22 protein-coding genes, 1 pseudogene and 1 riboswitch are annotated in these 24,589 nt (G+C 67.4%); of the genes and pseudogenes, 12 read left to right on the forward strand and 11 right to left on the reverse strand.

The genetic code is table 11. The features are described from left to right. Nucleotides 1-147: 147 nt before the first annotated feature. The 3 genes from AC1PZ7_RS19330 to AC1PZ7_RS19340 form a co-directional block, all read right to left on the reverse strand. A complete protein-coding gene (locus tag AC1PZ7_RS19330) occupies nucleotides 148-342 on the reverse strand; it encodes a hypothetical protein (RefSeq protein WP_482356808.1) in 195 nt (64 codons plus the stop codon). Nucleotides 343-425: 83 nt separating this feature from the next. Continuing rightward, nucleotides 426-1,526 (reverse strand): choloylglycine hydrolase family protein, encoded by a 1,101-nt coding sequence (locus tag AC1PZ7_RS19335; protein WP_482356809.1) that lies wholly within the window; start codon nucleotides 1,524-1,526, stop codon nucleotides 426-428. Between the two features lie 187 nt (nucleotides 1,527-1,713). Then, entirely contained in the window at nucleotides 1,714-2,553 is an 840-nt protein-coding gene (locus tag AC1PZ7_RS19340) for a universal stress protein (protein WP_482356810.1), read from the reverse strand. A gap of 165 nt (nucleotides 2,554-2,718) precedes the next feature. Here AC1PZ7_RS19340 and AC1PZ7_RS19345 point away from each other — a divergent pair, with 165 nt between their 5' ends. The 6 genes and pseudogenes from AC1PZ7_RS19345 (at nucleotide 2,719) to clcA (ending at nucleotide 9,338) form a co-directional block, all read left to right on the forward strand. After that, nucleotides 2,719-3,471 (forward strand): ABC transporter permease, encoded by a 753-nt coding sequence (locus AC1PZ7_RS19345; protein WP_482356811.1) that lies wholly within the window; start codon nucleotides 2,719-2,721, stop codon nucleotides 3,469-3,471. Between the two features lie 176 nt (nucleotides 3,472-3,647). Next, complete coding sequence (locus AC1PZ7_RS19350) at nucleotides 3,648-4,514, forward strand: diguanylate cyclase domain-containing protein (protein ID WP_482356812.1); 867 nt, start codon at nucleotides 3,648-3,650, stop codon at nucleotides 4,512-4,514. A 72-nt stretch (nucleotides 4,515-4,586) separates the two neighbouring features. Continuing rightward, nucleotides 4,587-5,594, forward strand: coding sequence for a diguanylate cyclase domain-containing protein (locus tag AC1PZ7_RS19355; protein ID WP_482356813.1), 1,008 nt, complete (start codon nucleotides 4,587-4,589; stop codon nucleotides 5,592-5,594). After that, nucleotides 5,513-6,715: pseudogene (locus AC1PZ7_RS19360) on the forward strand (winged helix-turn-helix domain-containing protein). Before AC1PZ7_RS19355 ends, AC1PZ7_RS19360 begins: the two are co-directional and overlap by 82 nt. Nucleotides 6,716-6,761: 46 nt before the next feature. Next, nucleotides 6,762-6,859, forward strand: a riboswitch (TPP riboswitch). A gap of 93 nt (nucleotides 6,860-6,952) precedes the next feature. Then, entirely contained in the window at nucleotides 6,953-7,891 is a 939-nt protein-coding gene (locus tag AC1PZ7_RS19365; protein WP_482356814.1) for an ABC transporter substrate-binding protein, read from the forward strand. A gap of 145 nt (nucleotides 7,892-8,036) precedes the next feature. Continuing rightward, nucleotides 8,037-9,338: a H(+)/Cl(-) exchange transporter ClcA gene (gene clcA / locus AC1PZ7_RS19370; protein ID WP_482356815.1), complete on the forward strand. Its 1,302-nt coding sequence runs from the start codon at nucleotides 8,037-8,039 to the stop codon at nucleotides 9,336-9,338. 7 nt (nucleotides 9,339-9,345) lie between these two features. Here the strand turns inward: clcA and AC1PZ7_RS19375 are convergent, their stop codons facing one another. From AC1PZ7_RS19375 to phnC, 4 genes are all read right to left on the reverse strand, one after another. Next, nucleotides 9,346-11,091, reverse strand: coding sequence for an ABC transporter ATP-binding protein/permease (locus AC1PZ7_RS19375; protein WP_482356816.1), 1,746 nt, complete (start codon nucleotides 11,089-11,091; stop codon nucleotides 9,346-9,348). 228 nt (nucleotides 11,092-11,319) lie between these two features. Then, nucleotides 11,320-12,150, reverse strand: a complete 831-nt coding sequence (phnE, locus tag AC1PZ7_RS19380; RefSeq protein WP_482356817.1) for a phosphonate ABC transporter, permease protein PhnE — start codon at nucleotides 12,148-12,150, stop codon at nucleotides 11,320-11,322. 154 nt (nucleotides 12,151-12,304) lie between these two features. Continuing rightward, nucleotides 12,305-13,309, reverse strand: coding sequence for a phosphonate ABC transporter substrate-binding protein (gene phnD / locus AC1PZ7_RS19385; protein ID WP_482356818.1), 1,005 nt, complete (start codon nucleotides 13,307-13,309; stop codon nucleotides 12,305-12,307). A 14-nt stretch (nucleotides 13,310-13,323) separates the two neighbouring features. Next, entirely contained in the window at nucleotides 13,324-14,166 is an 843-nt protein-coding gene (gene phnC, locus AC1PZ7_RS19390; protein WP_482356819.1) for a phosphonate ABC transporter ATP-binding protein, read from the reverse strand. Nucleotides 14,167-14,509: 343 nt separating this feature from the next. Here phnC and AC1PZ7_RS19395 point away from each other — a divergent pair, with 343 nt between their 5' ends. Continuing rightward, entirely contained in the window at nucleotides 14,510-14,971 is a 462-nt protein-coding gene (locus AC1PZ7_RS19395) for a hypothetical protein (RefSeq protein ID WP_482356820.1), read from the forward strand. Between the two features lie 30 nt (nucleotides 14,972-15,001). Here AC1PZ7_RS19395 and AC1PZ7_RS19400 read toward each other — a convergent pair whose 3' ends face one another. Then, the gene (locus tag AC1PZ7_RS19400; RefSeq protein WP_482356821.1) at nucleotides 15,002-16,678 is read right to left on the reverse strand and encodes an electron transfer flavoprotein-ubiquinone oxidoreductase; all 1,677 of its coding nucleotides are present in this window, start codon (nucleotides 16,676-16,678) and stop codon (nucleotides 15,002-15,004) included. Between the two features lie 104 nt (nucleotides 16,679-16,782). Between AC1PZ7_RS19400 and AC1PZ7_RS19405 the strand changes: the two genes are divergently transcribed. The 4 genes from AC1PZ7_RS19405 (at nucleotide 16,783) to AC1PZ7_RS19420 (ending at nucleotide 20,879) form a co-directional block, all read left to right on the forward strand. Further along, the gene (locus AC1PZ7_RS19405; protein WP_482356822.1) at nucleotides 16,783-17,655 is read left to right on the forward strand and encodes a uracil-DNA glycosylase; all 873 of its coding nucleotides are present in this window, start codon (nucleotides 16,783-16,785) and stop codon (nucleotides 17,653-17,655) included. Nucleotides 17,656-17,834: 179 nt separating this feature from the next. Then, on the forward strand, nucleotides 17,835-19,247 hold the full coding sequence (locus AC1PZ7_RS19410) for a cytochrome ubiquinol oxidase subunit I (RefSeq protein WP_482356823.1): 1,413 nt from the start codon (nucleotides 17,835-17,837) through the stop codon (nucleotides 19,245-19,247). A gap of 3 nt (nucleotides 19,248-19,250) precedes the next feature. Beyond that, complete coding sequence (gene cydB / locus AC1PZ7_RS19415) at nucleotides 19,251-20,273, forward strand: cytochrome d ubiquinol oxidase subunit II (RefSeq protein ID WP_482356824.1); 1,023 nt, start codon at nucleotides 19,251-19,253, stop codon at nucleotides 20,271-20,273. A gap of 162 nt (nucleotides 20,274-20,435) precedes the next feature. Continuing rightward, nucleotides 20,436-20,879: an SRPBCC family protein gene (locus tag AC1PZ7_RS19420; protein ID WP_482356825.1), complete on the forward strand. Its 444-nt coding sequence runs from the start codon at nucleotides 20,436-20,438 to the stop codon at nucleotides 20,877-20,879. A 7-nt stretch (nucleotides 20,880-20,886) separates the two neighbouring features. Here AC1PZ7_RS19420 and AC1PZ7_RS19425 read toward each other — a convergent pair whose 3' ends face one another. Continuing rightward, on the reverse strand, nucleotides 20,887-21,537 hold the full coding sequence (locus tag AC1PZ7_RS19425) for a ribonuclease HII (protein ID WP_482356826.1): 651 nt from the start codon (nucleotides 21,535-21,537) through the stop codon (nucleotides 20,887-20,889). Between the two features lie 143 nt (nucleotides 21,538-21,680). On the opposite strand from AC1PZ7_RS19425, the gene AC1PZ7_RS19430 reads away from it, so the two are divergent. After that, nucleotides 21,681-22,304, forward strand: a complete 624-nt coding sequence (locus AC1PZ7_RS19430; protein ID WP_482356827.1) for a MarC family protein — start codon at nucleotides 21,681-21,683, stop codon at nucleotides 22,302-22,304. 151 nt (nucleotides 22,305-22,455) lie between these two features. Here AC1PZ7_RS19430 and groL read toward each other — a convergent pair whose 3' ends face one another. Together groL and groES are read right to left on the reverse strand one after the other, a co-directional pair. Next, on the reverse strand, nucleotides 22,456-24,099 hold the full coding sequence (gene groL, locus AC1PZ7_RS19435; protein WP_482356828.1) for a chaperonin GroEL: 1,644 nt from the start codon (nucleotides 24,097-24,099) through the stop codon (nucleotides 22,456-22,458). Nucleotides 24,100-24,145: 46 nt separating this feature from the next. Beyond that, nucleotides 24,146-24,442, reverse strand: coding sequence for a co-chaperone GroES (gene groES, locus AC1PZ7_RS19440; RefSeq protein ID WP_013165451.1), 297 nt, complete (start codon nucleotides 24,440-24,442; stop codon nucleotides 24,146-24,148). Nucleotides 24,443-24,589 lie beyond the last annotated feature (147 nt).

The raw sequence follows: 24,589 nt of genomic DNA on the forward strand, positions 1-24,589 counted from the left end.
GCCAGCTCCTTGGTTCCGACGCGCCTTCCCCAGGTGAGCCGGATTCCGCTTCGCGTGGGGTCCGACCGCGACAGTCGGCCCGCGGAGCAGTGATCTGGTGGCTCAACTGTTCGAAACGGATGGGTACCATCCGTTTCGGCCGATCCGTCAGCGCGTGTCGCAGATGTAGAGCGACATGTCCGCGCCGGCCGCGCGCAATTCCATCCACACGTCGGGACGCACGCGCACGCGTCCGCCTCGCTTGCGGACATAGGCCATGGCGAAGGCGTCGGCGGCGCGGATTCGCTCCGCCGAAAGTGTCGGGGGTGACAATGTCGGGGGTGACATGGCCTCTGACGTCATGGCGCGCGACCTCCTCGCTTCCAATCGCGAGGAGCCATGCAAGCCACCGGCCAGCCCGGCAGGCGCCGGGCCGGCCGGGGAGATCAGGGCGCGAGAACCTCGGCGCCGGCGCTCGCCTTCGGGTAGGGCAGCTCGGTGACCAGCCGCGACGCCGGCTTCTCCTGCGCGAAGAGCGGAGCGAGGTCGATGGTGAGGTAGTTCAGCCGGTTGTCGTAATCGGCGATCATCAACCGGTTGTTGGTCAGGTCCTTCACCACGACCCACTGGGTGTAGTCGGACCCCAGCGTGCCGTCCTTCTGGTGGAACTGGGCGATGCCGAGCGGGATGTCGACATTGTTGAGGATGTGGGCGACGGCCTGCGCCGCCGCGCGCGCATCCTTCGGCTCGCTCACATTGTGGCGCAGTACCGTGGCGCGGACGAAGCGCGAGGGCGGGGTGTAGTCGCCCGGCAGGCCGAGCAGGCCGCCACCCTGGCCGAGCTCGGTCACGTTCACGTCGCCGACCTCGCGGCTCGGCACGCCCACCGTCGTCAGGCTGAGATAGTTGCGGACATTGTTCAGATGCCAGTCATAGGTCGGCGAATTGGTGAGCACATGCGCGACATTGTCGTGGATCTGCACCTCGCCGCCGACATATTCGACCACGATGCCCGCCCCGCTGCGATCGACGAAGACGAAGTGGATCGTCGCCGGCGTGGGGCCGGTGGGGAGCGTGTCGTCCGCCCATACCTTCATGGTCTTCAGCGCCGCGCGCAGTTCGCCCACGGTGGCGAAGCTGCCCAGCGCCCAGGAGCCGAAGGTGAGCACGGTCTGGTATTGCTTGTCGTCCTTCGTCACCGACTGGTACTGGGTGAAGCCGGGCAGGAAGTTGCCGCTCATCGACAACCCTTCCGAATTCTGCCCGTCGAGCAGCGCGCCGCCCGGGATGATGCCGGCGTTCACGCCGACGACCGAATATTTGGTGGTGACCTTGTGGGCCGGCAGGTCGAGCGCCTTCGGCGCGACCAGCGTCAGCTCGGTTCCTTTCGGTTGGCTGACCAGCTGCCATTTCATGTCGAACGCCCATTCCATGGTGCGCCCGGCAATGACACTGCCATCGGTGGCGGCGAGATCGACGGCCGTGCAGGCGAGGGACATGTTGACTGTGGCCATCAGAGCCAGCGCGGTGGCAAGAAGCCGCTTCATTTCGAGTCCTTTCGTCATCCTGTGCTGTCCACCCTCCACGCGATCGTAAAGGGTTACCAGTCGAACTGCCCGCCCACCTCTTAAGATCGCCTTGCGATCCGACGGCGCGCGGGTGCAAAACACGTATGGAAACAAGAAAGCCCGGCGCGAGGCGCCGGGCTTGGTGATCGGCTTTCTCCGACCGGCCTCAATGGGCCAGGAACAGCGGCACCGTCATGCGCTCCAGCATGTCGCGCGTCACGCCGCCGAGCACGAATTCGCGCAGGCGCGAGTGGCCATAGCCGCCCATCACCACGAGGTCGATGTCGCGCGCCGCCACTTCCTTCAGCAGTACGTCGACGATGCCCTCGTCACCGCTCGGCACCAGCCGGCGCAGCTCGACGGTCTTCTCGTGGCGCGCCAGGTGGCGGGCGAGATCGGCGCCCGGCAGATCGACACCCTTCTTCGGCTTGCCGGTGTCCACCACCACCGCCTCGACGAGATGGGCATGCGCCAGCAGCGGACGGGCCTCGGCCACCGCACGGGCCGATACGCGCCCGCCATCCCAGGCGACCAGGATGCGCTTGGCGGAGAACGGCTTGGCCTGCTTGCGCGGCACGACCAGAACCGGCCGGCCGGAATCGAACAGCACCGCCTCGGTAATGACTTCCTCGGCGCCGAGCCGGTCGGGATCGGCCTGATTGACGATGGTGAGGTCGTAGAGCCGCGCCATCACGCCGATTTGCTCGGCCGCCCCGCCGGGTGTCCCGTCGATCAGGCGGACCTCGCCGGAAAGCCCGAGCGACCGCGACGCCTCGCCGAAGCGATCCACCGACGCCTTCGCCAGACGCTGGCTCTCGGCCCGCTGTGCCTCGATGAAATCGGTCGAGAATGCCTCCGTATAGACCGGCGGCACGTCGATCTCGTAGCTCACCGCCACGCCGGTGAGATGCGCACCGAGCGCGGCTGCGGCGGAGACGGCATAGTCCACAGCCGTATCGTCGGCGCCTTCGCCCACACGCAGGCTGACGAGAATGTCCTTGATCATCGAGGTTCCCTCCACTTTTTACCGTTAGACTTATGTCTCTAAAGAAGTGTCGTCTCATTGACGGACGTCAAGTCATGCCGCGACGTCCGGCCTGAGTGGTCGCGACGGTCGCGCATCCGCCGCCCCCTCGCTATAAGTGCATAAACTGATGTAGGAATCTCCCGCATGGCCGCCATCGGGCGCGCGCTCGCCATCACTTTCGTGCTTTTGGGTCTGTGGGAGGGTGCGGTCCGGCTGTTCGGCGTGCCGGCCTACATATTGCCGGGGCCCGTGCGCATCGGCGTCGCCGCCTGGAACAACGCCGCCATTCTCGGGCACAACGCCGCGATCACGCTGGGCGAAATGCTGCTCGGCCTCGTCTGCGGCTCGGCGCTCGGCATCGCCTGCGCCCTCGCCATGGCGGCGTCGCCACTGGCCCGCCGCGCCATGCGCCCGGTGCTGCTGGTGGCGCAGGCCCTGCCGGTCTTCGCCATCGCCCCGTTGCTGGTCATCTGGTTCGGCTTCGGGCTCGCCTCGAAGATCGTGATGGCGAGCCTCATCATCTTCTTCCCCGTCGCCTCCGCCTTCCATGACGGGCTCGCCCGCACCGAGCAGGGTCTCGTGGACCTCGCCCGGCTGAGCGGGGCGGGCACGGCGAAGACGCTGCGTTACATCCGGATCCCCGCCGCCCTGCCCGGGCTCGCCTCGGGCCTGCGCGTCGCCACGGCCGTCTCGCCCATCGGCGCGGTGGTCGGCGAATGGGTCGGCGCCTCGGCGGGGCTCGGCTATCTCATGCTCTATTCCAATGCGCGCATGCAGACCGACATGGTGTTCGCCGCGCTCGCGGTGTTGCTCGCAGTGGCGCTCCTGCTCTTCACGCTGGTCGACTGGGGGCTGACGCGGCTCGTGCCCTGGGCGCCGGAGACGGCGGAAGTGTGAGAGTCGGCCGCATGACATGCGTCAAGGATGTGTACCTTGGGTAAGGTATAGTATAATTATAAATGGCGTGCCTTGGCTGAAGCGACATAGTGTTCCCTGGCGAGCCCCCAACGGTCTGCATCTTGCCGCAACAACTGCAAATCCCACGTGATGTTCTGAACCAGGCGCTGCTCGACATGTTCGAGTTTTCGCCGATCGCCTTCTGCATTACCACCGCCGACGTCGAATCCCGCTACGTGAAGGTCAATTCGGCCTACCTCCAGCTGATCCAGCGGAGCTGGGAGGAGATTGCCTCGCGCACCATCGCGCTCGACCTCGGCACGGCGATCGATGCTCCGGAGCGCCTGCGCCGCCTGCGCAGGCTGGAGGAGGAAGGCTTCTACAAGCTGGAGGAGGTCTATATCCGCCAGGCCTCCGGCCGCCTCGTTCCCACGCTCATCTCGGCACAACGACGGGTCATCGACGACACCAGCCTCGACATCGAGATCATCATCGACAATTCCGAGCGCAAGGAATTCGAGGCCGCCATCACCCGGGCGGCCTATACGGACGCGATCACCGGCCTGCCGAACCGGAAGGCGTTCAACGACACGCTGGCCCGCATGGCCACGGAAATGAAGCCGGGCGAGGGCGTCGGGCTCGCCTTCATCGACCTCAACGGCTTCAAGAAGATCAACGACCTCTATGGTCACGACGTGGGGGATTGGCTGCTCACCCGCATTGGCCGGCGGCTGCGCCAGTACGCCAGCCCCGAGCATTTCGTGGGGCGACTTGGCGGCGACGAGTTCGCCATCCTGTTCCGCTCGACCGGCATGGACGAAGACAAGCGCCACGCCGACTTCCTGCGGCTCGGCGAGGCGACCTGCCGGGACATGGACCTCAACGGTCAGCCGATTGCGGTCGGCCTGGCCATCGGCATCGCCATCGCCGACGGTCCGCTCGCCGTCCAGACGCTGCTCCACCGCGCCGACGCGCTGATGTATGTGGCCAAGGCCGGGGCCGGCAATGTGGATGTGCGAATGCAGCACTTCGCCGACGCCTGACCAGTTTGGGCGGGCTTGCATCGCGCCCGGCTTGGACGGACGATCCCCGTGCCGTCGATCCAGTGAGGATCCATGATCCCGAGCACCGTGATCTATGAAGCGCTTGCGGACGTGTTCGAGCTCTCGCCGGTGGCGATCTGCATTTCCACGGCCGAGCACGTCTCCCGGTACATCATGGCCAATCCCGCCTACCTCGCCATGATCGGGCGCAGCTGGGACGAGATCGAGGGCCAGCCCATGTATCTCGACACCGTGCGCGCGCTCGACTCCCCGGAACGGCTGCGCCGCATCCACGCGCTGGAAACCGTCGGCCTGTACGAGCTCGAGGAGATCGACCTGCGCCACGTCTCCGGCCACATCATCCCCACGCTGGTCTCGACGCAGCGCCGCGTCATCAATGGCCAGACGTTCGACATCGAGATCATCATCGACAATTCCGAGCGCAAGGCGTTCGAGCGCCGCATCATCGAGGCCGCCTACACCGACGTGGTGACCGGCCTGCCCAACCGGGCGGCTTTCGACAACCGGCTGCGCAAGCTGCTGGAGCGGTTCGCGCCGCATGAGGGCGTCTGCCTCGCCTATATCGATCTCAATGGCTTCAAGTCGATAAATGACCGCCACGGCCACTCCATCGGCGACCAGGTGCTGCGGAGCTTCGCCGAGCGCCTGCGTGCCCATAGCGCCCCCGGCCATTTCGTCGCGCGCATCGGTGGCGACGAATTCGTACTGCTCCATTCCTTCGCCTGCGGCATCTCTCCGGAACATGGCGGACCCACCGGAGGGCCCACGGGGCAGGAGATGCAAATGCTCGCCGATGCGCTCTGTGCGCCGATGGACATCGAAGGACGAAACCTCGCCGTGGGCGCGGCCATCGGCGTTGCCGTCACCCGGCAGACGATCGGCGCCGATGCGCTGCTGCGCCGCGCCGACACCCTGATGTACGCTGCCAAGTCGACCGGCCGAACGGTCGCCGTAAACCTCGACCGGATCGACGACCCATGCCCCTCCGCCTCTCCAACGCCGACGCCCGACGTGTCTTCCTCGCCCGGCAGCAGCTCAGCCGCCCCCGCGGAACGCTGACCAAGACCGGACTTCTGCAACTGATCGACGACCTCGGCTTCGTGCAGGTCGACAGCATCGCCACCGTCGAGCGCGCGCATCATCACATCCTGTTCGCGCGCAACCCGACCTACAGGCGCGAGCACCTGACCGCGCTGCTGGAAAAGGACGGCGCGCTCTTCGAGCACTGGACGCACGACGCGGCGATCATCCCCAACACTTTCTTCGGCTACTGGAAGCACCGCTTCGCGCGCGCGCGCTAAACGCTGGCCGATCGCTGGCGCTCCTGGCACGAGAACGGCTTCGAGGGCTATGTCGACCATGTGCTGGAGCGGGTACGCGTCGAAGGCCGGCTGATGGCCCGCGATTTCGAGCAGGATGTGGACGCCGGAAAGCGCCCGCCCGGCGGCTGGTGGAACTGGCACCCGGAGAAGACCGCGCTCGAATATCACTGGCGCACCGGCGCGCTCGCCATTGCCGGGCGCGAGGGCTTCCAGAAGGTCTACGACCTCACCGAGCGCGTCATCCCCGCCCGGCATTTCGCGGGCGAGGTGAGCCCGGAGGCCTTCCTCGACTGGGCCTGCACCGCGGCGCTGGAGCGGCTCGGCTTCGCCACCCATGGCGAGATCGCCGCCTTCTGGGGACTGATCAGACCGGAGGAGGCGCGTGGCTGGGTGGCGGCGAACGCCCACAGGCTGGAGCCCGTGCTGGTCGAGGGCGCCGAGGGCGGCAAGCCGCGCGCCAGCCACGCCTTCAAAGGCAGCGCGGAGGATTTCGCCGCCCTGCCCGCCCCGCCGGCGCGGCTGCGTGTGCTCAGCCCCTTCGATCCGCTGCTGCGCGACCGCGCCCGGGCGGAGCGGCTGTTCGGATTCACCTATCGCATCGAGGTGTTCGTCCCGACCCCCAGGCGGGTCTATGGCTATTACGTCTTCCCGCTGCTGGAGGGCGACCGGCTGATCGGCCGCATCGACATGAAGGCGGACCGCAAGGCCGGCTCGCTCGACGTGCGCCGGCTCTGGCTGGAGCCGGGCGTGCGGGCCTCGACCGGCCGGCTCAATGCGCTCGACGCCGAACTCGCCCGGCTCGGCCGCTTCGCCGGGGTGGAGCGCACGGTCTATCTCGACGGCTGGCGCGGAGAATAGGCCCCACAGATTGCCCTGGCATACCGGCGATGCTAGCCTGCGCGCGTCCGAGGGGTGTCCCGCCGGCCGAAAGGCCGAAGGGGCTGAGATGGCACCTGCCAGACCCTTTGAACCTGATCCGGGTCATGCCGGCGAAGGGACGGAGCGACGGCGGGGCCTGATCCACGCGATGCGTGGCACCCGTGCCGGATTTCCCCCGAAAGCGCGCGCGCCGGATCTCCAACTGGGAGGAGATCCATGTTCACCAAGTTCGCCGCGACGGCATTCGCCCTCGCGCTCGGCCTCACCCCGGCGGCGGCCGCCGACAAGCTCACCGTCCTGCTCGACTGGTACGTCAATCCGGACCACGCGCCGCTGATCATCGCGCAGGAGAAGGGCTTCTTCAAAGCCCACGACCTCGATGTCGAGCTGGTGCCGCCGGCCGATCCGTCCGCCCCGCCCCGCCTCGTCGCCGCCGGTCAGGCGGATGTGGCGGTCAGCTACCAGCCGAGCCTTTATCTCTCGGTGAAGGAAGGGCTGCCGCTGGTGCGCTTCGGCACGCTGGTCTCCACCCCGCTCACCGCGCTGGTGGCGCTGAAGGACGGCCCGGTCAAGTCGATCGCCGACCTCAAGGGCAAGACGGTCGGCTATTCCGTGGCGGGCTTCGAGGACGCACTGCTCGGCACCATGCTGGCGAGCGCCGGGCTCACGCCGTCCGACGTGACGATGATCAACGTCAATTTCGCCCTCTCGCCCGCGCTGGTCGCCGGCAAGGTCGACGCGGTGATCGGCGCCTACCGCAATTTCGAGCTCACCCAGATCAGGCTTGAGGGCAAGGAGGGCATCGCCTTCTACCCCGAAGAGCACGGCGTGCCGGTGTTCGACGAGCTGATCTACGTGACCCACAAGGACAAGCTGGCCGACCCGCGGCTCAAGCGCTTCCTCGCTGCGGTCGAGGACGCCACCATCTACGTCCTCAACCATCCCGACGAGGCATGGCAGGCCTTCGTGACGGCCAATCCGAAGCTCGACGACGAGCTGAACCGCACCGCGTGGACCGACACGCTGCGCCGCTTCGCCCACGCGCCGGCCGCCCTCGACACGGAACGCTACGCCCGCTTCGGGGAGTTCATGAAGAGCCACAAGCTCATCGACAAGGTCGAGCCGGTCTCGACCTACGCCCCGCCCCTGCCCTGAGCATTCGCCCCGGAGCGCCCCGTCAACGGCCCCCTCGGCCACGTGTGCTCCGGGGGCGACAATATGCTCTGCCGCGCTTCCGGGCCCCGGCCGACGATGCTACCGATTGCAAACGGTTGCTGATTTGTCGGGAGAAGGTCGAGGCATGGGGAACGGGGCATATCACATCGTGGCGATCCTGGTTGGCGCGGTCGTCGGCCTGCTCGGCTCCGGCTTCCATGTCGGCGTCGAGAAGCTGACAGCCGCCTGGCCGGCCTTCCTGCAGACCACGCTCCAGTTCGAAGGCCTCGTGCTTTACGCCGCCGCCGCCCTCGTCGCCGCCGGCATGGCCGTCGTCTCGCTCTGGCTGGTGCGCACCTACGCGCCGGAAGCCAGCGGATCGGGCGTGCCCGAGATCGAGGGGGCGATGGAGGGACTGCGCGAGGTGCGCTGGCATCGCGTTCTGCCGGTGAAATTCATTGCGGGCCTGCTGTCGCTTTCCTCCGGCATGGTGCTCGGCCGCGAGGGGCCGACCATCCATATCGGCGCCTCCGTCGCCAAGGCCGCCTCCGACCTGATGAAATGGTCCGGCGAGGACATGCGCGGCCTGCTGGCGGCCGGCGGCGCGGCGGGGCTTGCCGCCGCCTTCAACGCGCCGCTCGCGGCGGTGCTGTTCGTCATCGAGGAAACCCGGCGGCAGTTCCCCTATTCCTCGCGCACCTATATCGCCGTGGTGCTGGCCTCCATCGCCAGCGCCATCGTCACCGAGTACCTGACCGGCAACACGCCCTATATGCTGCTGGAGGCCTCGGCGATCCCCTATGGCTGGCTGCCGGCCTTCGTGGTGCTCGGCATCCTCCTCGGCGGAGCGGGCGTCATCTTCAATCGGACGCTGGTGTGGGGGCTCGACCATGTGCGCCGCTTCGGCATGCGCACCTCGTTCTACATCTTCCCCGCCATCGTCGGCCTGGTCGTCGGCGTGCTGCTCTTCGTGCGGCCCGAGGCGACGCAGGGCGGCGAACTGCTGGCGGTACAGCTCACCAAGGAAGGATTGCCGCTGGCCATGCTCGCCTTCGTCGTGCTGCTGCGCTTCGTCATGACCATGGCGAGCTACTCGACCGGCGTCGCCGGCGGCATCTTCGCGCCGATCCTCGCGCTCGCCACCACCATCGGCCTTTGCTACGGCACGGCGCTGGAAATGTTCGTGACGCTTCCCGAGAACGGGCTGGTCGCCTTCGCCATCTCGGCCATGGGCGGGCTGTTCGCGGCGACCATCGGCGCGCCTATGGTCGGCATGGTGCTGGTGCTGGAGCTGACCAGCGCCTATGTCGTGCTGGTTCCGGTCATGATCACCGCGATCTTCGCCAACATGACCGCGCAGGCGCTCGGCGGGCGCCCGATCTACGAGATCCTGCTGGAGCGGACCCTCGCCATCGAGGCGGAGGTGCGCGCCGCCGCCTCGCGCTGATCGCGCCTCACGCGGCGGCGACCCGCGGCGTCGCCGCCAGGGTAGCCGGTCCGTCGATGCCGCGCCGCAGCTCGATCTGCCGCTCATGCAGGGCGACAAGGGTCGAGCGGTGGCCGATCGAGAGCATCGACGTCTCCGGCAGGCGCTCGCGCAGCACGTGGTAGAGCGCCGCCTCACCCGCCTCGTCGAGCGCCGAGGTCGCCTCATCCAGCAGCAGCACCTGCGGCTTCATCAGCAGGGCGCGCGCCACCGCGAGCCGCTGCTGCTCGCCGCCCGACATCATGGCCGCCCACAGGCCGGTTTCGTCGAGCCGCGCGGCGAAGCCGGGAAGGCCGACCGCCTCCAGCGCCTCGCGCAGCTCTTCGTCGGTGTAATTGGCCATCGGATCGGGATAGGCGAGCGCGCCGCGCAGCGTGCCGACCGGCAGATAGGGGCGCTGCGGCAGCGTCAGCATCCGCGCCCCGGGCGCCACCGTCACCTCGCCATGGCCATAGGGCCAGATGCCGGCAATGGCGCGGAACAGCGTGCTCTTGCCGCTGCCCGAGGGGCCGGTGAGCAGCACCCGCTCGCCGCGCCCGATGTCGAGCGCGTCGACCACCAGCAGCGCCCGGCCGTCCGGCAGACGCACCTCCATGCCGGAGACCGCCAGCGGCGCGGCGCCGCTGGCCGGACTGCGGCGGAACTCGCTGCGCAGGGTCTCGGCCTGCGTCGCCATCACCGACCTCTCGAAGCCGACCAGACGGTCGACCACTGATTTCCACTCGGCCAGTGTCGAATAGGCGCCAATGAAGAAGGAGAACGAGCCCTGCACCTGGCCGAAGGCCGAAGAGGTCTGCATCAGCTGGCCGAGCTGGATAGCCCCGGTGAAATAGGCCGGCGCGACGACGATGAAGGGGAAGATCATCGACGCCTGGCTGTAGCCGGCGGTGAACCAGGTCAGGCGCTTCTGCGCGATCATGATGCCCCAGTAATTGTGCACCACGCGGCTGAAGCGGGAGAGCAGGCGCTCGCGCTCCACCGCGCCGCCGTCCATCAGCGCGATCTGCTCGCCATTCTCGCGCACCCGCACCAGATCGACGCGGTAATCCGCCTCGAAGCGCTGCTGGTCGAAGTTCAGCTTCACCAGCACACGGCCGATGAGATGGGCGAGCAGCGTGCCGGCGGCGGCATAGAGGAGGGCCGCCCAGACGAGGTAGCCGGGAATGTTCCAGCTGCCGCCGAACAGGTTGAACGAGAAATTGCCGGACAGGCCCCACAGGATGACGGCGAAGGAGACCAGCGTCATCACCGCGTTCAGCAGGCCGAGGAACAGGGTGATGGTCTGGCCGATATAGGTGCGGATGTCCTCGGCGATGCGCTGGTCCGGATTGTCCGCCGTGTCGCCCTTCAGCCGCATGCGGTAATGCGTCTCGTTGGCGAGCCAGGCGGTAAGGTACTTGTCGGTCATCCAGTTGCGCCAGCGTATCTCCAGCCATTGGCGCAGATAGACCTGATACACCGCCACCGCGATCGCCACCGAAGCGATGAGCGCGAACACCCAGAGCTGGTGGACGAAGGCGGCGTAGTCCTTCTCCTGGATGGCGTTGTAGAAGACGGCGTTCCACTCGTTGATCAGCACGCTGGCATAGACCCAGCCGACCTCCATCGCGATCACGGCAGCCAGCAGCGCGCCGCCGCGCCACCGGTCCTCGCCGCGAAAATAGGGGATCGAGAGCCGCCAGACATCGGCGAGCAGGGAAGCAATCACACGCAAGGCATCCACTCCGGTGACGTCGCAGTCGGCCCCATCTACGGCGCGCGATGCTGGCGGGACGGTGTCCGGCAGATTAATGTTTGGAGAGGTTGGGCGCCATCGCGCGCCGGCGTCGTTGGCGCGCCGGGCCAAATGAAAAAACGCGGACGTGTGGCGTCCGCGTCTTCTGCCGTCAGCCGCTGGTGCGGAGAGCTTCCGGGGCCACCGGCCGGTAGCCTGCCCCCCCGCTCAGATGAACTTCTTGCGGATGCGCTGGCTGATCACGTCGAGCGCGGTGACCGTGAGGATGACGATGATCAGGATCGCCGAGGCCTGCGAATAGAGGAAGCCGCGCATGGTCTCGTTGAAGGTCATGCCGATGCCGCCGCCGCCGACGATGCCGAGCACCGTGGCCGAGCGGACATTGGATTCGAAGCGATAGAGCGCATAGGAAATCCACAGCGGCAGCACCTGCGGCAGCACGCCATAGATGATCTCCTGCAGCCAGGTGCCGCCGGTGCCGCGAATGCCTTCCACCGGTGCCGGATCGATGGCCTCCACCGCTTCCGAGAACAGCTTCGCCACCACGCCGGTCGTGTGGATGAAGAGCGCCAGCACGCCGGCGAAGGGGCCGAGGCCGACGGCAGCAATGAAGATCAGCGCGAAGACCAGCTCGTTGATGGCGCGGCAGGCGTCCATCAGCCGGCGCACCGCGAAGGCGAGCCAGTGCGGCGCCACATTGTCGGCCGAGAGGATGCCGAGGGGGATGCCGGCGATCACCGCGAGCAGCGTTCCCCAGATGGCGATCGCCAGCGTCTCCAGCATGGCGTCGGCATAGACGTCCCAGTCGGTGAAGTCGGGGCGCAGGAAATCGGCGCCGAGCGTCGCCATGTTGCCGGCGTCGTTCCAGAGCTGCAGCGGGTTCATCTCCGCTTCGTGCCAGGAGAAGACCAGCACCACCACAGCGAGGACGGCGATGAACAGGCGCGTCAGCCGCGTGCCGATCGGCGTCACCGGCGGGGCCGGCATGGCGCGCTCGGCGGCGCGGTGGGCGGAACGGTCGGCTTCGGTGGCGAACATGGCTCAATCCCTGATCGTCGGCCAGGCCGCGACGATGCGGCGGCAGGAAATCCCCGCCCCTCGGCAATGATCCCGGAGACAGCCTCGCGGCGGTTCCGGGATCATGTCGCGACGGGGCCGGCAGGACGGGCGGCGCGAAGCCGCCCGTCGCGGCTCACATGGCCGGCAGCTTCTTCGACTGGGCGTCGAGGTCGGCGAGCTGGGCGTCGATCTTCTTCAGCTGGGCCGCCTTCTCGTCGGCCGAGAGCTTGTCGTTGTTCTCGGTCTTGATGCGGTTCTTGAACAGCTCGAGCTGGCGGATCGGCAGAAGCTGGGCGTCGGAGGAGGCGAGGAACGGACCCCAGCCATCCGAGGTCTTCGCCAGCACTTCACGCGCATGGGCAACCTCTTCCGGGGTGCCGAGGCGGCCATAGGTCATGAAGAAGGTGTAGATCTTGGCCTTCAGGTCGGCCGGCAGATCCTTGCGCCACACAATCGGGTCGCCGGGGATCAGCGGCGAGCGCCACACTTCCTTGATCTTGGCGGCCTCTTCCGGACGGGTCTGCTGCAGGCGCGACACGTTCTCGGTGTTGTTGGTGGCGAAGTCGATCTGCTTGTTGGCGACCGCGAGCAGGTTGCCCTCGTGGTTGCCGGTCACGACGCGCTTGTAGCACTTGTTCGGGTCGACATTGTTCAGCGCGAACACGTAGTAGCTCGGAACCAGGAAGCCCGAGGTCGAGTTCGGGTCGCCATTGCCGAAATTATAGCCCTTCGAGCAGTCGAGGACGTTCTTGAGATCGTTGATGTCGCTGCGGTCGGCCCGGGTGACGATCAGCGAGTAGTAGCCCGAGGAGCCGTCCGGCTTGGCGGTCTTGACGAAGACTTCGCCATTGGAGCGATCGACGGCTTCCATGGCCGACTTGTTGCCGAACCACGCAACATCGACCTTCTTGAAGCGCATGCCCTCGATGACGCCGGCATAGTCGCCGACGAAGAAGGGCTTCACCGGCATGCCGATGGCCTTCTCCATGTCCTTGAGCAGGGGCTCGAAGCTCTTGGCGAGGTTGGCCGAGGATTCGGTGGAGATGAAGCCGAAGTTCAGCTCCTTGATTTCGTCGGCGCGCGCCGGGGCGCTCGCGAGGGCGGCCAGCGCGAGGCCGGCGGCGAGGAGGCGTTTCATGGTGGTAGCTCCTGTCAGGAAACGGGCTGGGTGGTGGCGACGGCATCGGCCGGGGCCGCTACCGCGAACTGGCTCGGCAGGATCAGCTCCTCGGCGCTCGCGCCGTAGAGCTCGGTGAGGAAGCCTGCATTGATCTTGGAAGCGGGGCCGTCGAACACGACGCGCCCGCCATTCATCGCGATGACGCGGTCGAAATAGGCGGTGGCGTAATCCACCTGATGCAGCGAGACGACCAGCGCGATGCCGTGGTCGCGGCTCATCGTCACCAGCGTGTCCATCACGCGCTTCGCCGATTTGGGATCCAGCGAGGCGATCGGCTCGTCGGCGAGCACGAGGCGGGCGCCTTGCACCAGTGCGCGGGCGATGGCGACGCGCTGCTGCTGGCCGCCGGAGAGCTCGCGGGCGCGCTTGGCGGCATGCTGGGCAATACCGACCTCGGCGAGCGCGGCATAGCCGGTGCGCCGCTCGTCGGCATTGAACAGGCCGAGCGTGCCGCGCAGCGCATTCATCCGCCCGAGCGCGCCGACCAGCACATTGGCCATGACCGAGAGACGCCCGGACAGGGCGAACTGCTGGAAGACGAGGCCGATATTGCGGCGCGCGGAGCGCACCTCGGAGGCGAGCCTTCCGGCCTCCTGCACCTTGACGCCAAAGGCGTGGACGGCGCCGGTGCCGCGGCCCTGCGCGTCGGCCAGGATCAGCCCGGACGCCAGGCGGATCAGCGTCGACTTGCCCGAACCCGAGGCGCCGATCAGCGCCACGCGTTCGCCTTCCCGGATCGTCAGCGAGACGTTGTCCACGGCACGCATCGCGCCATAGGTCTTGGTGACGCGGTCGAGTTGAAGCGCTGCCGCCATCGGATCTCCGCCGGCCTGTTGAAGACCGGCTTGGGGTAGCCCCCCGCAATGACGGGTGGATGAAGCTGGGATTACAGTTTCATGACGGCCCACCGCCCATGCGCCGGCGCCGTTTCGCCCGCCCGCCGCCGAGTCTCGCCGCGGAGTCACACCGCCGCCGGCGCGTCCGGCTTTTCCCGAAGGTTTCCAATTCGCAGCGCGTGTGACGCCGCGCCCCTCGCGGCGCCGGTGCGGGCGTGGCCCGGCGAAAAGTCCGGCGGGGACGGCCTCCCGCCTTGATTGACTTTGCCTCCCCCGTCGCCACACTCGCGGCGGGAACAGGATGATCGGGGCGAGGGGTTCGATGTATTACGCGGTCGTAGTGCTGACCATGGTCGTGGCGCCGCTCATCAGCATCGGCGCCGAGATGGCCACCACCACGGGCATTGTCGGCTTCCTCGCCGTTGCCACCAAATGGTTCGTCTTCTGGGCGGTCGGCGTGCGGCTGCTGATCGCCGGCATCTCGCAGATCGTCCGCCCCGGCTACACCGCCAAGACGATCCTGGGCATCGACGATCCGCGCGTCCATGTGCTGGCGCAGGAACTCGGCTTCGCCAATGTCTCGACCGGCCTTGCCGGCGTGCTGTCGATCGTCTTCTCGATCTGGGCGCTGCCGGTGGCCTTCATCGGCGGGCTGTTCCTGGGCCTCGCCGGCATCAACCACCTCAACCGCCAGAACCGCAGCATGCGCGAGAATGTGGCGATGATCACCGACTTCTGGGGCGCCATCGTCCTGCTGGCCGCCTTCGTGTTCAGCCTGTTCTAGAGACGACGGCGGCCGGAAAGCCGCCGTTCCTTACATGTTCGGGTAGTTCGGCCCGCCGCCGCCTTCCGGCGCGACCCAGTTGATGTTCTGGTTCGGATCCTTGATATCGCAGGTCTTGCAGTGGACGCAGTTCTGCGCGTTGATCACGTAGCGCGCGCCGTCGCTCCCGCCATCCCCCTCGATCCACTCATAGACGCCGGCCGGGCAATAGCGCGCCGAGGGCCCGCCATAGACATCGTGTTCCGACGTCTTCTGCAGCACGGGATCGGCTACCTTGAGGTGGATCGGCTGGTCTTCCTCGTGATTGGTGTTCGACAGGAACACCGAGGACAGCCGGTCGAAGGAGACGATGCCGTCCGGCTTGGGATAGTCGATCCGCTTCGCCTGCGCGGCGGGCTTCAGCGTCGCATAGTCCGGCTTGCCGTGCCGGAGCGTGCCGAAGGGCGAAAAGCCGAACAGCGTGTTCGCCCACATGTCGAGCCCGCCCAGCGCGATGCCGGCATAGGTGCCGAGCTTCGACCAGAGCGGCTTGGCGTTGCGCACCTTCCACAGGTCGCGCCCGATGTCGGAGCCGCGCCAGCCGGCCTCATAGCCCTCCAGCACATCGTGCTGGCGCCCCTCGCCCAGCGCCTTCGCCACTTCCTCGGCGGCGAGCATGCCCGACAGCACCGCGTTGTGGCTGCCCTTGATGCGCGGCACGTTGACGAAGCCGGCCGCGCAGCCGATGAGCGCGCCGCCGGGGAATACCAGCTTCGGCACCGACTGGAAGCCGCCCTCGGTGATGGCGCGCGCGCCGTAGGAGACGCGCTTGCCGCCCGCCAGCGTGGAACGCACCAGCGGATGGGTCTTGAACCGCTGGAACTCCTCGAACGGCGAAATCCATGGGTTGGCGTAGTTGAGATGGAGCACGAAGCCCACCATCACCTGCCGGTCCTCCATGTGGTAGAGGAAGGAGCCGCCGCCGGTGGCGCCGTCGAGCGGCCAGCCGAAGGAATGCTGCACCAGCCCCGGGCGGTGCTGCTCGGCCGGCACGGTCCACAGTTCCTTCAGCCCGATGCCGAATTTCTGCGGTTCGCGCCCGGCGTCCAGCGCGTAGCGGGCGATGAGCTGCTTGCTGAGCTGGCCGCGCGCGCCTTCCGCGAACAAAGTGTATTTCGCGCGCAGCTCCATGCCGCGGGTGAAGCGGTCGGTCATCTCGCCGTCGCGACCGATTCCCATGTCGCCGGTGGCGATGCCGACGACCCTGGTCGGGTCCGCCGCGTCATGGAGCAGCTCGGCGGCGGCAAAGCCGGGATAGATCTCCACGCCGAGTGCCTCGGCCCTGGCGGCAAGCCAGCGGCAGACCGTGCCGAGCGAGCCGATATAGGCGCCGTGATTGTTCATCAGCGGCGGCATCAGCATGTTGGGCAGCCGCAGCGCGCCGGCCGGGCCGAGCAGATAGAAGCGGTCGTCCGTCACCGGCGTCTTCAGCGGCGCGTCGGGCGCGTCGCGCCAGTCGGGGAACAGCCGGTCGAGGCCGACCGGGTCGATCACCGCGCCGGAGAGAATGTGCGCGCCGACCTCCGAGCCCTTCTCCACCACCACGACGGAGAGATCCTCGTTGAGCTGCTTCAGCCGAATCGCCGCCGCAAGGCCCGCCGGGCCCGCGCCGACGACCACGACATCGAACTCCATGGCCTCGCGTTCCGGCAGTTCCGCCGCGTTCATCTCTTCCCTCCGCCGCCGCAACGTGCTGATTGGACTTCTTCCACGCTTGCCCCGGCCTGACAACCATCCCTCCGACGGATAGGATCGGGGAACCGACGGGAAGAATGCTCCTTATGAGTTGGACACTTAGCGACCAAGACGCAATCGCCGACATCCTCGCCTTCCATGTCGAGGCGGGGGTCGATGTCGCGCTGGGCGAGGCGCCGGTCGACCGTTTCGCGGAAAGCGAGGCGGAGCGCGGCGCGGCGCTCGCGCGTGCGGCGCGGGCACCCGCACGGCCGGCCGAGGAGCCCGCCGCTGCGCGCTCCACGCCTTCGGCACCGGCCGCTCCTCGCCCGCCGGCGACGGCGCCCTCGCCCGAAGGGGGCCCGCCCCCGCCCGATCTCGCCGCCATCGAGGCCCGCGAGGCCGCCGCCGGCGCGCCGAGCCTCGATGCGCTGCGCGACCTGCTCGAACGTTTCGACGGCTGCCCGCTCAAGCACACCGCGACACGCCTCGTCTTCGCCGACGGCAATCCCGCCGCCCGGCTTATGCTGGTGGGCGAGGCGCCGGGACGCGAGGAGGACATCGAGGGCAAGCCCTTCGTCGGGCGCTCCGGCAAGCTGCTCGACCGCATGCTCGCCGCCATCGGCATCGACCGCACGAGCGCCTACATCGCCAATGTCGTGCCCTGGCGTCCGCCGGGAAACCGCACGCCGACGCCGCAGGAAACCGCCATCTGCCTGCCCTTCATCCGCCGGCAGATCGAGCTCGCCGATCCGGACGTCCTCGTCTGCCTCGGCGGCCCCTCGGCGCAGACCCTGCTCGGCATACGCGACGGCATCACCAAGGCGCGCGGACGGTGGATGGATTACGACACCGGCAGCCGGGTCATCCCGGCGCTGGCGACCTTCCATCCGGCCTATCTGCTGCGTTCACCGCTCGGCAAGCGCATGGCGTGGCGGGATCTGCTCGCCATCCAGGCCCGGCTCGGCTAAGCGCCATCCAGATACCGTAGACGATCCCCCCATCGGCTTGACGCGATGAGAGGCGCGGATCGGCGCCGGCTGCCCGCGCGTCCGGCCTAAATTGATTTGAGGCATTCCATTGTGCGACGCGCCAGCTTACTCTGGTGCGTATCACCTTTTCGTAAGCGGTGATGGCAGGGGGGAAACCGATGGAATTCGATCCCATCATTCTGGCGCGCATTCAGTTTGCCTTCACCGTTTCCTTCCACATCATTTTCCCGAGCTTCACCATAGGATTGGCGGCCTATATCGCCACGCTCGAAGTGCTGTGGATCACCACCGGCCACGAGCGCTACCACCGCATCGCCCGCTTCTTCACCAAGATCTTCGCGGTGTCGTTCGCGATGGGCGTGGTCTCCGGCATCGTGATGTCCTACCAGTTCGGCACGAACTGGAGCCGCTTCTCGCATGTCGTCGGCAACGTGGTGGGGCCGCTGATCGGCTACGAGGTGCTGACCGCCTTCTTCCTGGAGGCGACCTTCCTCGGCATCATGCTGTTCGGCTGGAACCGGGTGCCGCGCGGGCTGCACGTCCTCGCCTCGATCATGGTGGCGCTCGGCACCACCATGTCGGCCTTCTGGATCCTGTCCGCCAACAGCTGGATGCAGACGCCCGCCGGCTATGAGCTCATCGACGGCATCGCCCATCCGGTGGACTGGCTCGCGGCGATCTTCAACCCGAGCTTCCCCTACCGCCTCGCCCACATGGTGACGGCCTGCTACCTCACCACTGCCTTCGTCGTGCTGGCCGTCGGCGCCCGCTATGTCTATGCCGGGCGCTACCCGGAGGACGGGCGCACCATGATGCGCATGGCGCTCGGCCTCATCTGCATTCTCGCGCCGGTCCAGGCCTTCATCGGCGACGCGCACGGCCTGAACACGCTCCAGCACCAGCCGGAGAAGATCGCCGCCATCGAGGGTCATTGGGGCGAGACGGACGGCGTCGCGGGCGGCGTGCCGCTGGTGCTCTTCGCCATCCCCAACGAGGCGGAGGAGCGCAACGACTACCAGATCGCCATCCCGCATCTGGGCAGCCTCATCCTGACCCATAGCTGGGACGGCACCTTCAAGGGGCTGAAGGAATTCCCCCGCGAGGACCGCCCGCCGGTGGCCATCCCCTTCTTCGCCTTCCGCGTCATGGTCGGCATGGGTCTGCTGATGATCGCCGTCGGCTGGCTCGGCGCCTTGCTGCTCTGGCGCCGCCGGCTGTTCGAGACCGACTGGTACCTCGCGCCCGTGCAGCACATCTGGCCGATCGGCTTCATCACCGTGCTGTCCGGCTGGTTCGTCACCGAGGTCGGGCGCCAGCCCTGGGTGGCCTACGGCATCCTGCGCACCGCCGACGCCGCCTCGCCGGTCGACGGCTGGGCGGTGGCGACGACGCTGGCGCTGTTCGTGATCGTCTATGGCTGCGTCTTCTCGGACGGCATCTACTACATCAACCGCCTGATCGCGAAGGGACCCGAAGGCGCGGCGATCGAGCCGCCCGAGGGGCTGCCGAACCGCCCGCTCTCCTCGGCCCACGAGGCGACGCGGGCCGCCATCAAAACCCCGGGGGAATGAGCCATGGACATCAGTGTCGGCATGGACTGGTACCTTCCCGTCATCTGGTCGCTGCTGCTCGCCATCGCCATCGCCATGTATGTGGTGCTCGACGGCTTCGATCTCGGCATGGGCATCCTCTTCCCCTTCGCCAGGAGCGACCGGGAACGGGACCAGATGATGAGCTCGGTCGCCCCCTTCTGGGACGGCAACGAGACCTGGCTGATCCTCGGCGGCGGCGGCCTGCTCGTCGCCTTTCCCCTCGCTTATTCCATCGTGATGCCGGCGCTTTATCTGCCGGTCATCTTCATGCTGCTGTCGCTGGTGTTTCGCGGCGTCGCCTTCGAGTTCCGGCATGTGGCGGAGCAGAGCCGCTTCCTGTGGAACATCGCCTTCGCCGGCGGCTCGACGCTGGCGGCGTTCTTCCAGGGCATGCTGCTCGGCGGCTTCGTGCAGGGCATCAAGGTCGAGAACAACGCCTTCGCCGGCGGTCCGCTCGACTGGGCGACGCCCTTCGCGCTGGTGTGCGGAATTGCCGTGGTGGCGGGCTATGCGCTGATCGGCAGCGTGTGGCTCATCATGAAGACCGAGGGCGCCGCCGCGGTGCATTCGCGCGCCCGCGCCAAGAAGCTGCTGCCGGTGGTGCTCGTCTTCATGGGCATCGTCAGCGTGTGGACGCCGCTGGCCTTCCCGCGCATCGCCGAGCGCTGGTTCACCACGCCGAACCTGTTCTACCTCGCCCCGGTGCCGATCCTCACGCTCCTGCTCGCCTATGCGGTATGGCGATGGCTGGAGAAGGGCTATGACAACCTGCCCTTCTTCGGTGTGATCGGCCTGTTCCTGCTCGGCTATCTCGGCATCGGCATCTCGATCTTCCCCTATCTGGTGCCGCCCTCGCTGACCGTGTGGGAGACCGCCGCGGCGCCGGCGAGCCAGATCTTCATGCTCATCGGCACGGTGTTCCTGCTACCGGTGATCCTCGGCTACATCGCCTTCGTCTACTGGCTGTTCCGCGGCAAGGTGCGTGAGGGCGAGGGCTACCACTGAGGGGTGGCAACCGGTGGAGCCGCCACCGGCGCAGCTGTAAATTTGCGGCGCGCTGTCGGAGCGGCCGCCCCTCGTTCGTCCTCGTGACATGGCCGCGCCTGCGTGAGGCGAGATCGCGCGGGCCGGCCGACAGGCTCCCGTCGGTTCACGAGGTAACCCGCCATGCCCAGCACCATCCGCCTGCACCGCGTCCTGGCCGCCCCGGCCGAAAAGGTCTACCGCGCCTTCCTGGAGGCGGACGCGCTCGCAAAATGGCTGCCGCCCAACGGCTTCGCCTGCACCGTTCATCACTTGGAGCCGACGGTGGGCGGTACGTTCCGAATGTCGTTCCGCAACTTCACCACGGGCGACAGCCACGCCTTCGGCGGCAAGTATGTCGAACTCGTCCCGCATGAGCGGCTGCGCTACACGGACAGGTTCGACGACCCCAACCTGCCCGGCGAGATGGAGGTGACCGTGACGCTGAAAAGCGTTTCGGTCGGCACCGAGATCGACATCGTCCAGGCCGGCATTCCCGACCTGATACCGCCCGAGGCCTGCTATCTCGGCTGGCAGGAATCGCTGCGAAACCTCGCCCGGCTCGCCGAACCGGACATCCGGCAGTAGAGCGCTTCTACTCCGCCGCCTTCGGTGCCGGCATCCCCAGCGCCAGCCGCGCCCGCACGGGCGCGAAGGAAGTGCGGTGGTGACGGCACGCGCCGAGCGCCGCCAATGCCTGCGCGTGCTCGGGCGTGCCATAGCCCATGTGCCGTTCGAAGCCATAGCCGGGATGCGCCGCGCCAAGCGCGGCCATCAGCCGGTCGCGCGTGACCTTGGCGACGATGGAGGCGGCGGCGATGGAGGCGACGAGGCCGTCGCCGCCGATGATGGTACGCGCGGCGCAGGGAACCGGCGGCAGGTCGTTGCCGTCCACCAGCACGAGACGCGGCGCGCAGGGCAGGCCCGCCACGGCCCTCGCCAGCGCCCAGAGCGTCGCCTGACGGATATTCTGCCCGTCGATCCGTGCCGGCGGCGCAAAGGCCAGCGAGACCTCGGCGGTGGCGCAGATGAGGTCGAACAGCCTCTCGCGCTGGAGCACCGACAGCCGTTTGGAATCGTCGAGCCCCTCGGGCACCCGCGCCGGGTCCAGCACCACGGCGCAGGCGACCACCGGCCCGGCCCACGGACCGCGCCCCACCTCGTCCACCCCGGCAACCGGAACGTCACCCGCCTTGTGCGCGGCGCGCTCCAATGAAAAGTCCGGCTTCTGTCGTGGGGCGGCCATGTTCGGGGGTCTCAGATACGAGTCGGCGCCGCTCCGGCGACGCCGGCGCACGATGCCGATCCGGCGGGCGGGACGCAACCGCGCACGGGTGGAGCTGGCGCACTAAAGCGGGCGGCATAGCGTCTCGTCGAAGCGAGTGAGCCATGAACTGGTCTGAACGTGTTCAGGAATTCGTCACCCTCTGGGTCGTCATCGATCCGCTCGGCACCCTGCCCGTCTTCCTCGCCGTCACCACCGGGCTTGGTGCGGCAGACCGCAGCAAGGCCGCAATCCTGTCGACCCTGGTCGCCTTCGGCGTGCTGGTCTTCTTCGCCATGGCCGGCCACTGGCTGCTGCGCTCGATGGAGGTGTCGATCGAATCCTTCCAGATCGCCGGCGGCATCGTGCTGTTCCTGTTCGCGCTGACCATGATTCATGGCACGAGCCACGCGGACATGCAGGCGCCCGCCGAGCACAACCCGGTCGAGATCGCCATCTATCCGCTCGCCATCCCCTCCATCGCCAGCCCCGGCGCGATGCTGGCCGCCGTGGTGCTGACCGACAATGCGCGGCACGACTTTCCCGACCGCGCGATGACCATCCTCATCTTCAGCCTGGTGCTGCTGGTCACGCTGGCCATCATGCTGACCGCCAGCAAGCTGGTGCATCTCATCGGGCGTGGCGGCGCCTCGATCATCAGCCGGGTGATGGGCATGATCCTCGCCGCGCTCGCGGTCGATCTGGTGCTCGGCGCCGCCGCCCAGTGGCTGCACCTGCCGCCGATCTGACCAGCGACCCCATAAACGAAAAGGGCGCGGCTCGCGCCGCGCCCTTCCGATAATCGGGACGAGATAGATTTCCTCAGAAATCCATGCCGCCACCGAAACCGGGCCTGCCCGGTTTCGGCACTCAGCGAACCGCGGGGGCGGATGGACTTCCTCAGAAGTCCATGCCGCCCATGCCGCCCATGCCGCCACCCGGCATGGCGGGGGCCGCCGCCGGCTTCGGCAGCTCGGCGATCATCGCCTCGGTGGTGATCAGCAGGCCGGCGACCGAGCCGGCATCCTGCAGCGCCGTGCGCACGACCTTGGCCGGGTCGACGATGCCGGAAGCGATCATGTCGACGAACTGCTCGGTCTGTGCGTTGAAGCCGAAGTTCTGGTCCTTCGATTCCAGCACCTTGCCGACCACGATCGAACCCTCGACGCCGGAATTCTCGGCGATCTGGCGGATCGGGGCCTCAAGCGCGCGCAGCACGATCTTGATGCCGGCCTGGATGTCCGGGTTGTCGGAGGTGAGCTTCTCGACCGCCTTCTTGGCGCGCAGCAGGGCGATGCCGCCGCCGGGGACGATGCCTTCCTGCACAGCCGCGCGGGTGGCGTTGAGCGCGTCGTCGACGCGGTCCTTCTTCTCCTTGACCTCGACCTCGGTCGCGCCGCCGACGCGGATCACCGCGACGCCGCCGGCGAGCTTAGCCAGGCGCTCCTGCAGCTTCTCGCGGTCGTAGTCCGAGGAGGTCTCCTCGATCTGCGCCTTGATCTGCGCGACGCGGCCCTCGATGTCCTTCTTCTTGCCGACGCCGTCGACAATGGTGGTCTTTTCCTTCTCGATGATCACCTTCTTGGCGCGGCCGAGCATGTCGAGACCGACACTCTCAAGCTTGATGCCGAGTTCCTCGGAGATCACCTGGCCGCCGGTGAGGATGGCGATGTCCTCGAGCATGGCCTTGCGGCGGTCGCCGAAGCCCGGAGCCTTGACAGCCGCGACCTTGAGGCCGCCGCGCAGCTTGTTGACGACCAGCGTGGCGAGCGCCTCGCCCTCGACGTCCTCGGCGATGATCAGCAGCGGCTTGCCCGACTGCACGACCTGCTCAAGCACCGGCAGGATCGCCTGGAGACCGGAGAGCTTCTTGTCGAAGATGAGCATGTAGGGATCTTCGAGATCCACCGTCATCTTCTCGGCATTGGTAACGAAGTAGGGCGAGAGGTAGCCGCGGTCGAACTGCATGCCTTCGACCACCTCGAGCTCGGTCTCGGCGGTCTTGGCTTCCTCGACGGTGATCACGCCCTCATTGCCGACCTTCTGCATCGCGCCGGCGATCATCTCGCCGATCGACGCGTCGCCATTGGCGGAGATGGTGCCGACCTGCGCGACTTCGTCGGTGTTCTTCACCTTCTTGGCGCGCTTCTCGATATCCTTGATCGCCTCGGCGACGGCGAGGTCGATGCCGCGCTTGAGGTCCATCGGGTTCATGCCGGCGGCAACCGACTTGGCGCCCTCGCGCACGATCGCCTGGGCGAGCACGGTGGCGGTGGTGGTGCCGTCGCCGGCGAGGTCGTTGGTCTTGGAAGCGACTTCGCGCACGAGCTGGGCGCCGAGGTTCTCGAACCGGTCCTCAAGCTCGATTTCCTTGGCGACGGTGACACCGTCCTTGGTGATCCGGGGCGCGCCGAAGCTCTTCTCGATGACGACGTTGCGGCCCTTCGGGCCCAACGTGACCTTCACCGCGTTGGCGAGAATATCGACACCGCGCAGCATGCGCTCGCGCGCATCGCCAGCAAATTTTACGTCCTTGGCAGCCATGTGGCCTACTCCTGAATTCAGCTATGTCCGGGTGAACGCGTCGGCGTCAGCCGACGATGCCCATGACGTCGGATTCCTTCATGATCAGCAGGTCCTGACCGTCGATCTTGACCTCGGTGCCCGACCACTTGCCGAACAGCACCTTGTCGCCGGCCTTGACGTCGAGCGGCACCAGCTTGCCCGCCTCGTCGCGGCCACCGGGGCCGACAGCGACGACTTCGCCCTGCGAGGGCTTTTCCTTGGCGCTATCGGGAATGATGATGCCGCCCGCGGTCTTCTCTTCCGCGTCGAGACGCTTCACCACGATGCGGTCGTGCAGGGGGCGGAACTTCAGCTTGGCCATCGGTTGATCCTCGATCTTCCTGTCTCGCGCCGGCATGGCGCTCGTGAGCAGCAATAGGCTGGGCAGTTACTAGCACTCCTTCGAATGGAGTGCCAAACCGCCGCCGAGATAGGAACGCCGCCGAAGGGAGTCAAGCGAGGGGCGCAG

It is taken from the genome of Ancylobacter sp. TW_SC_1, assembly GCF_056836805.1.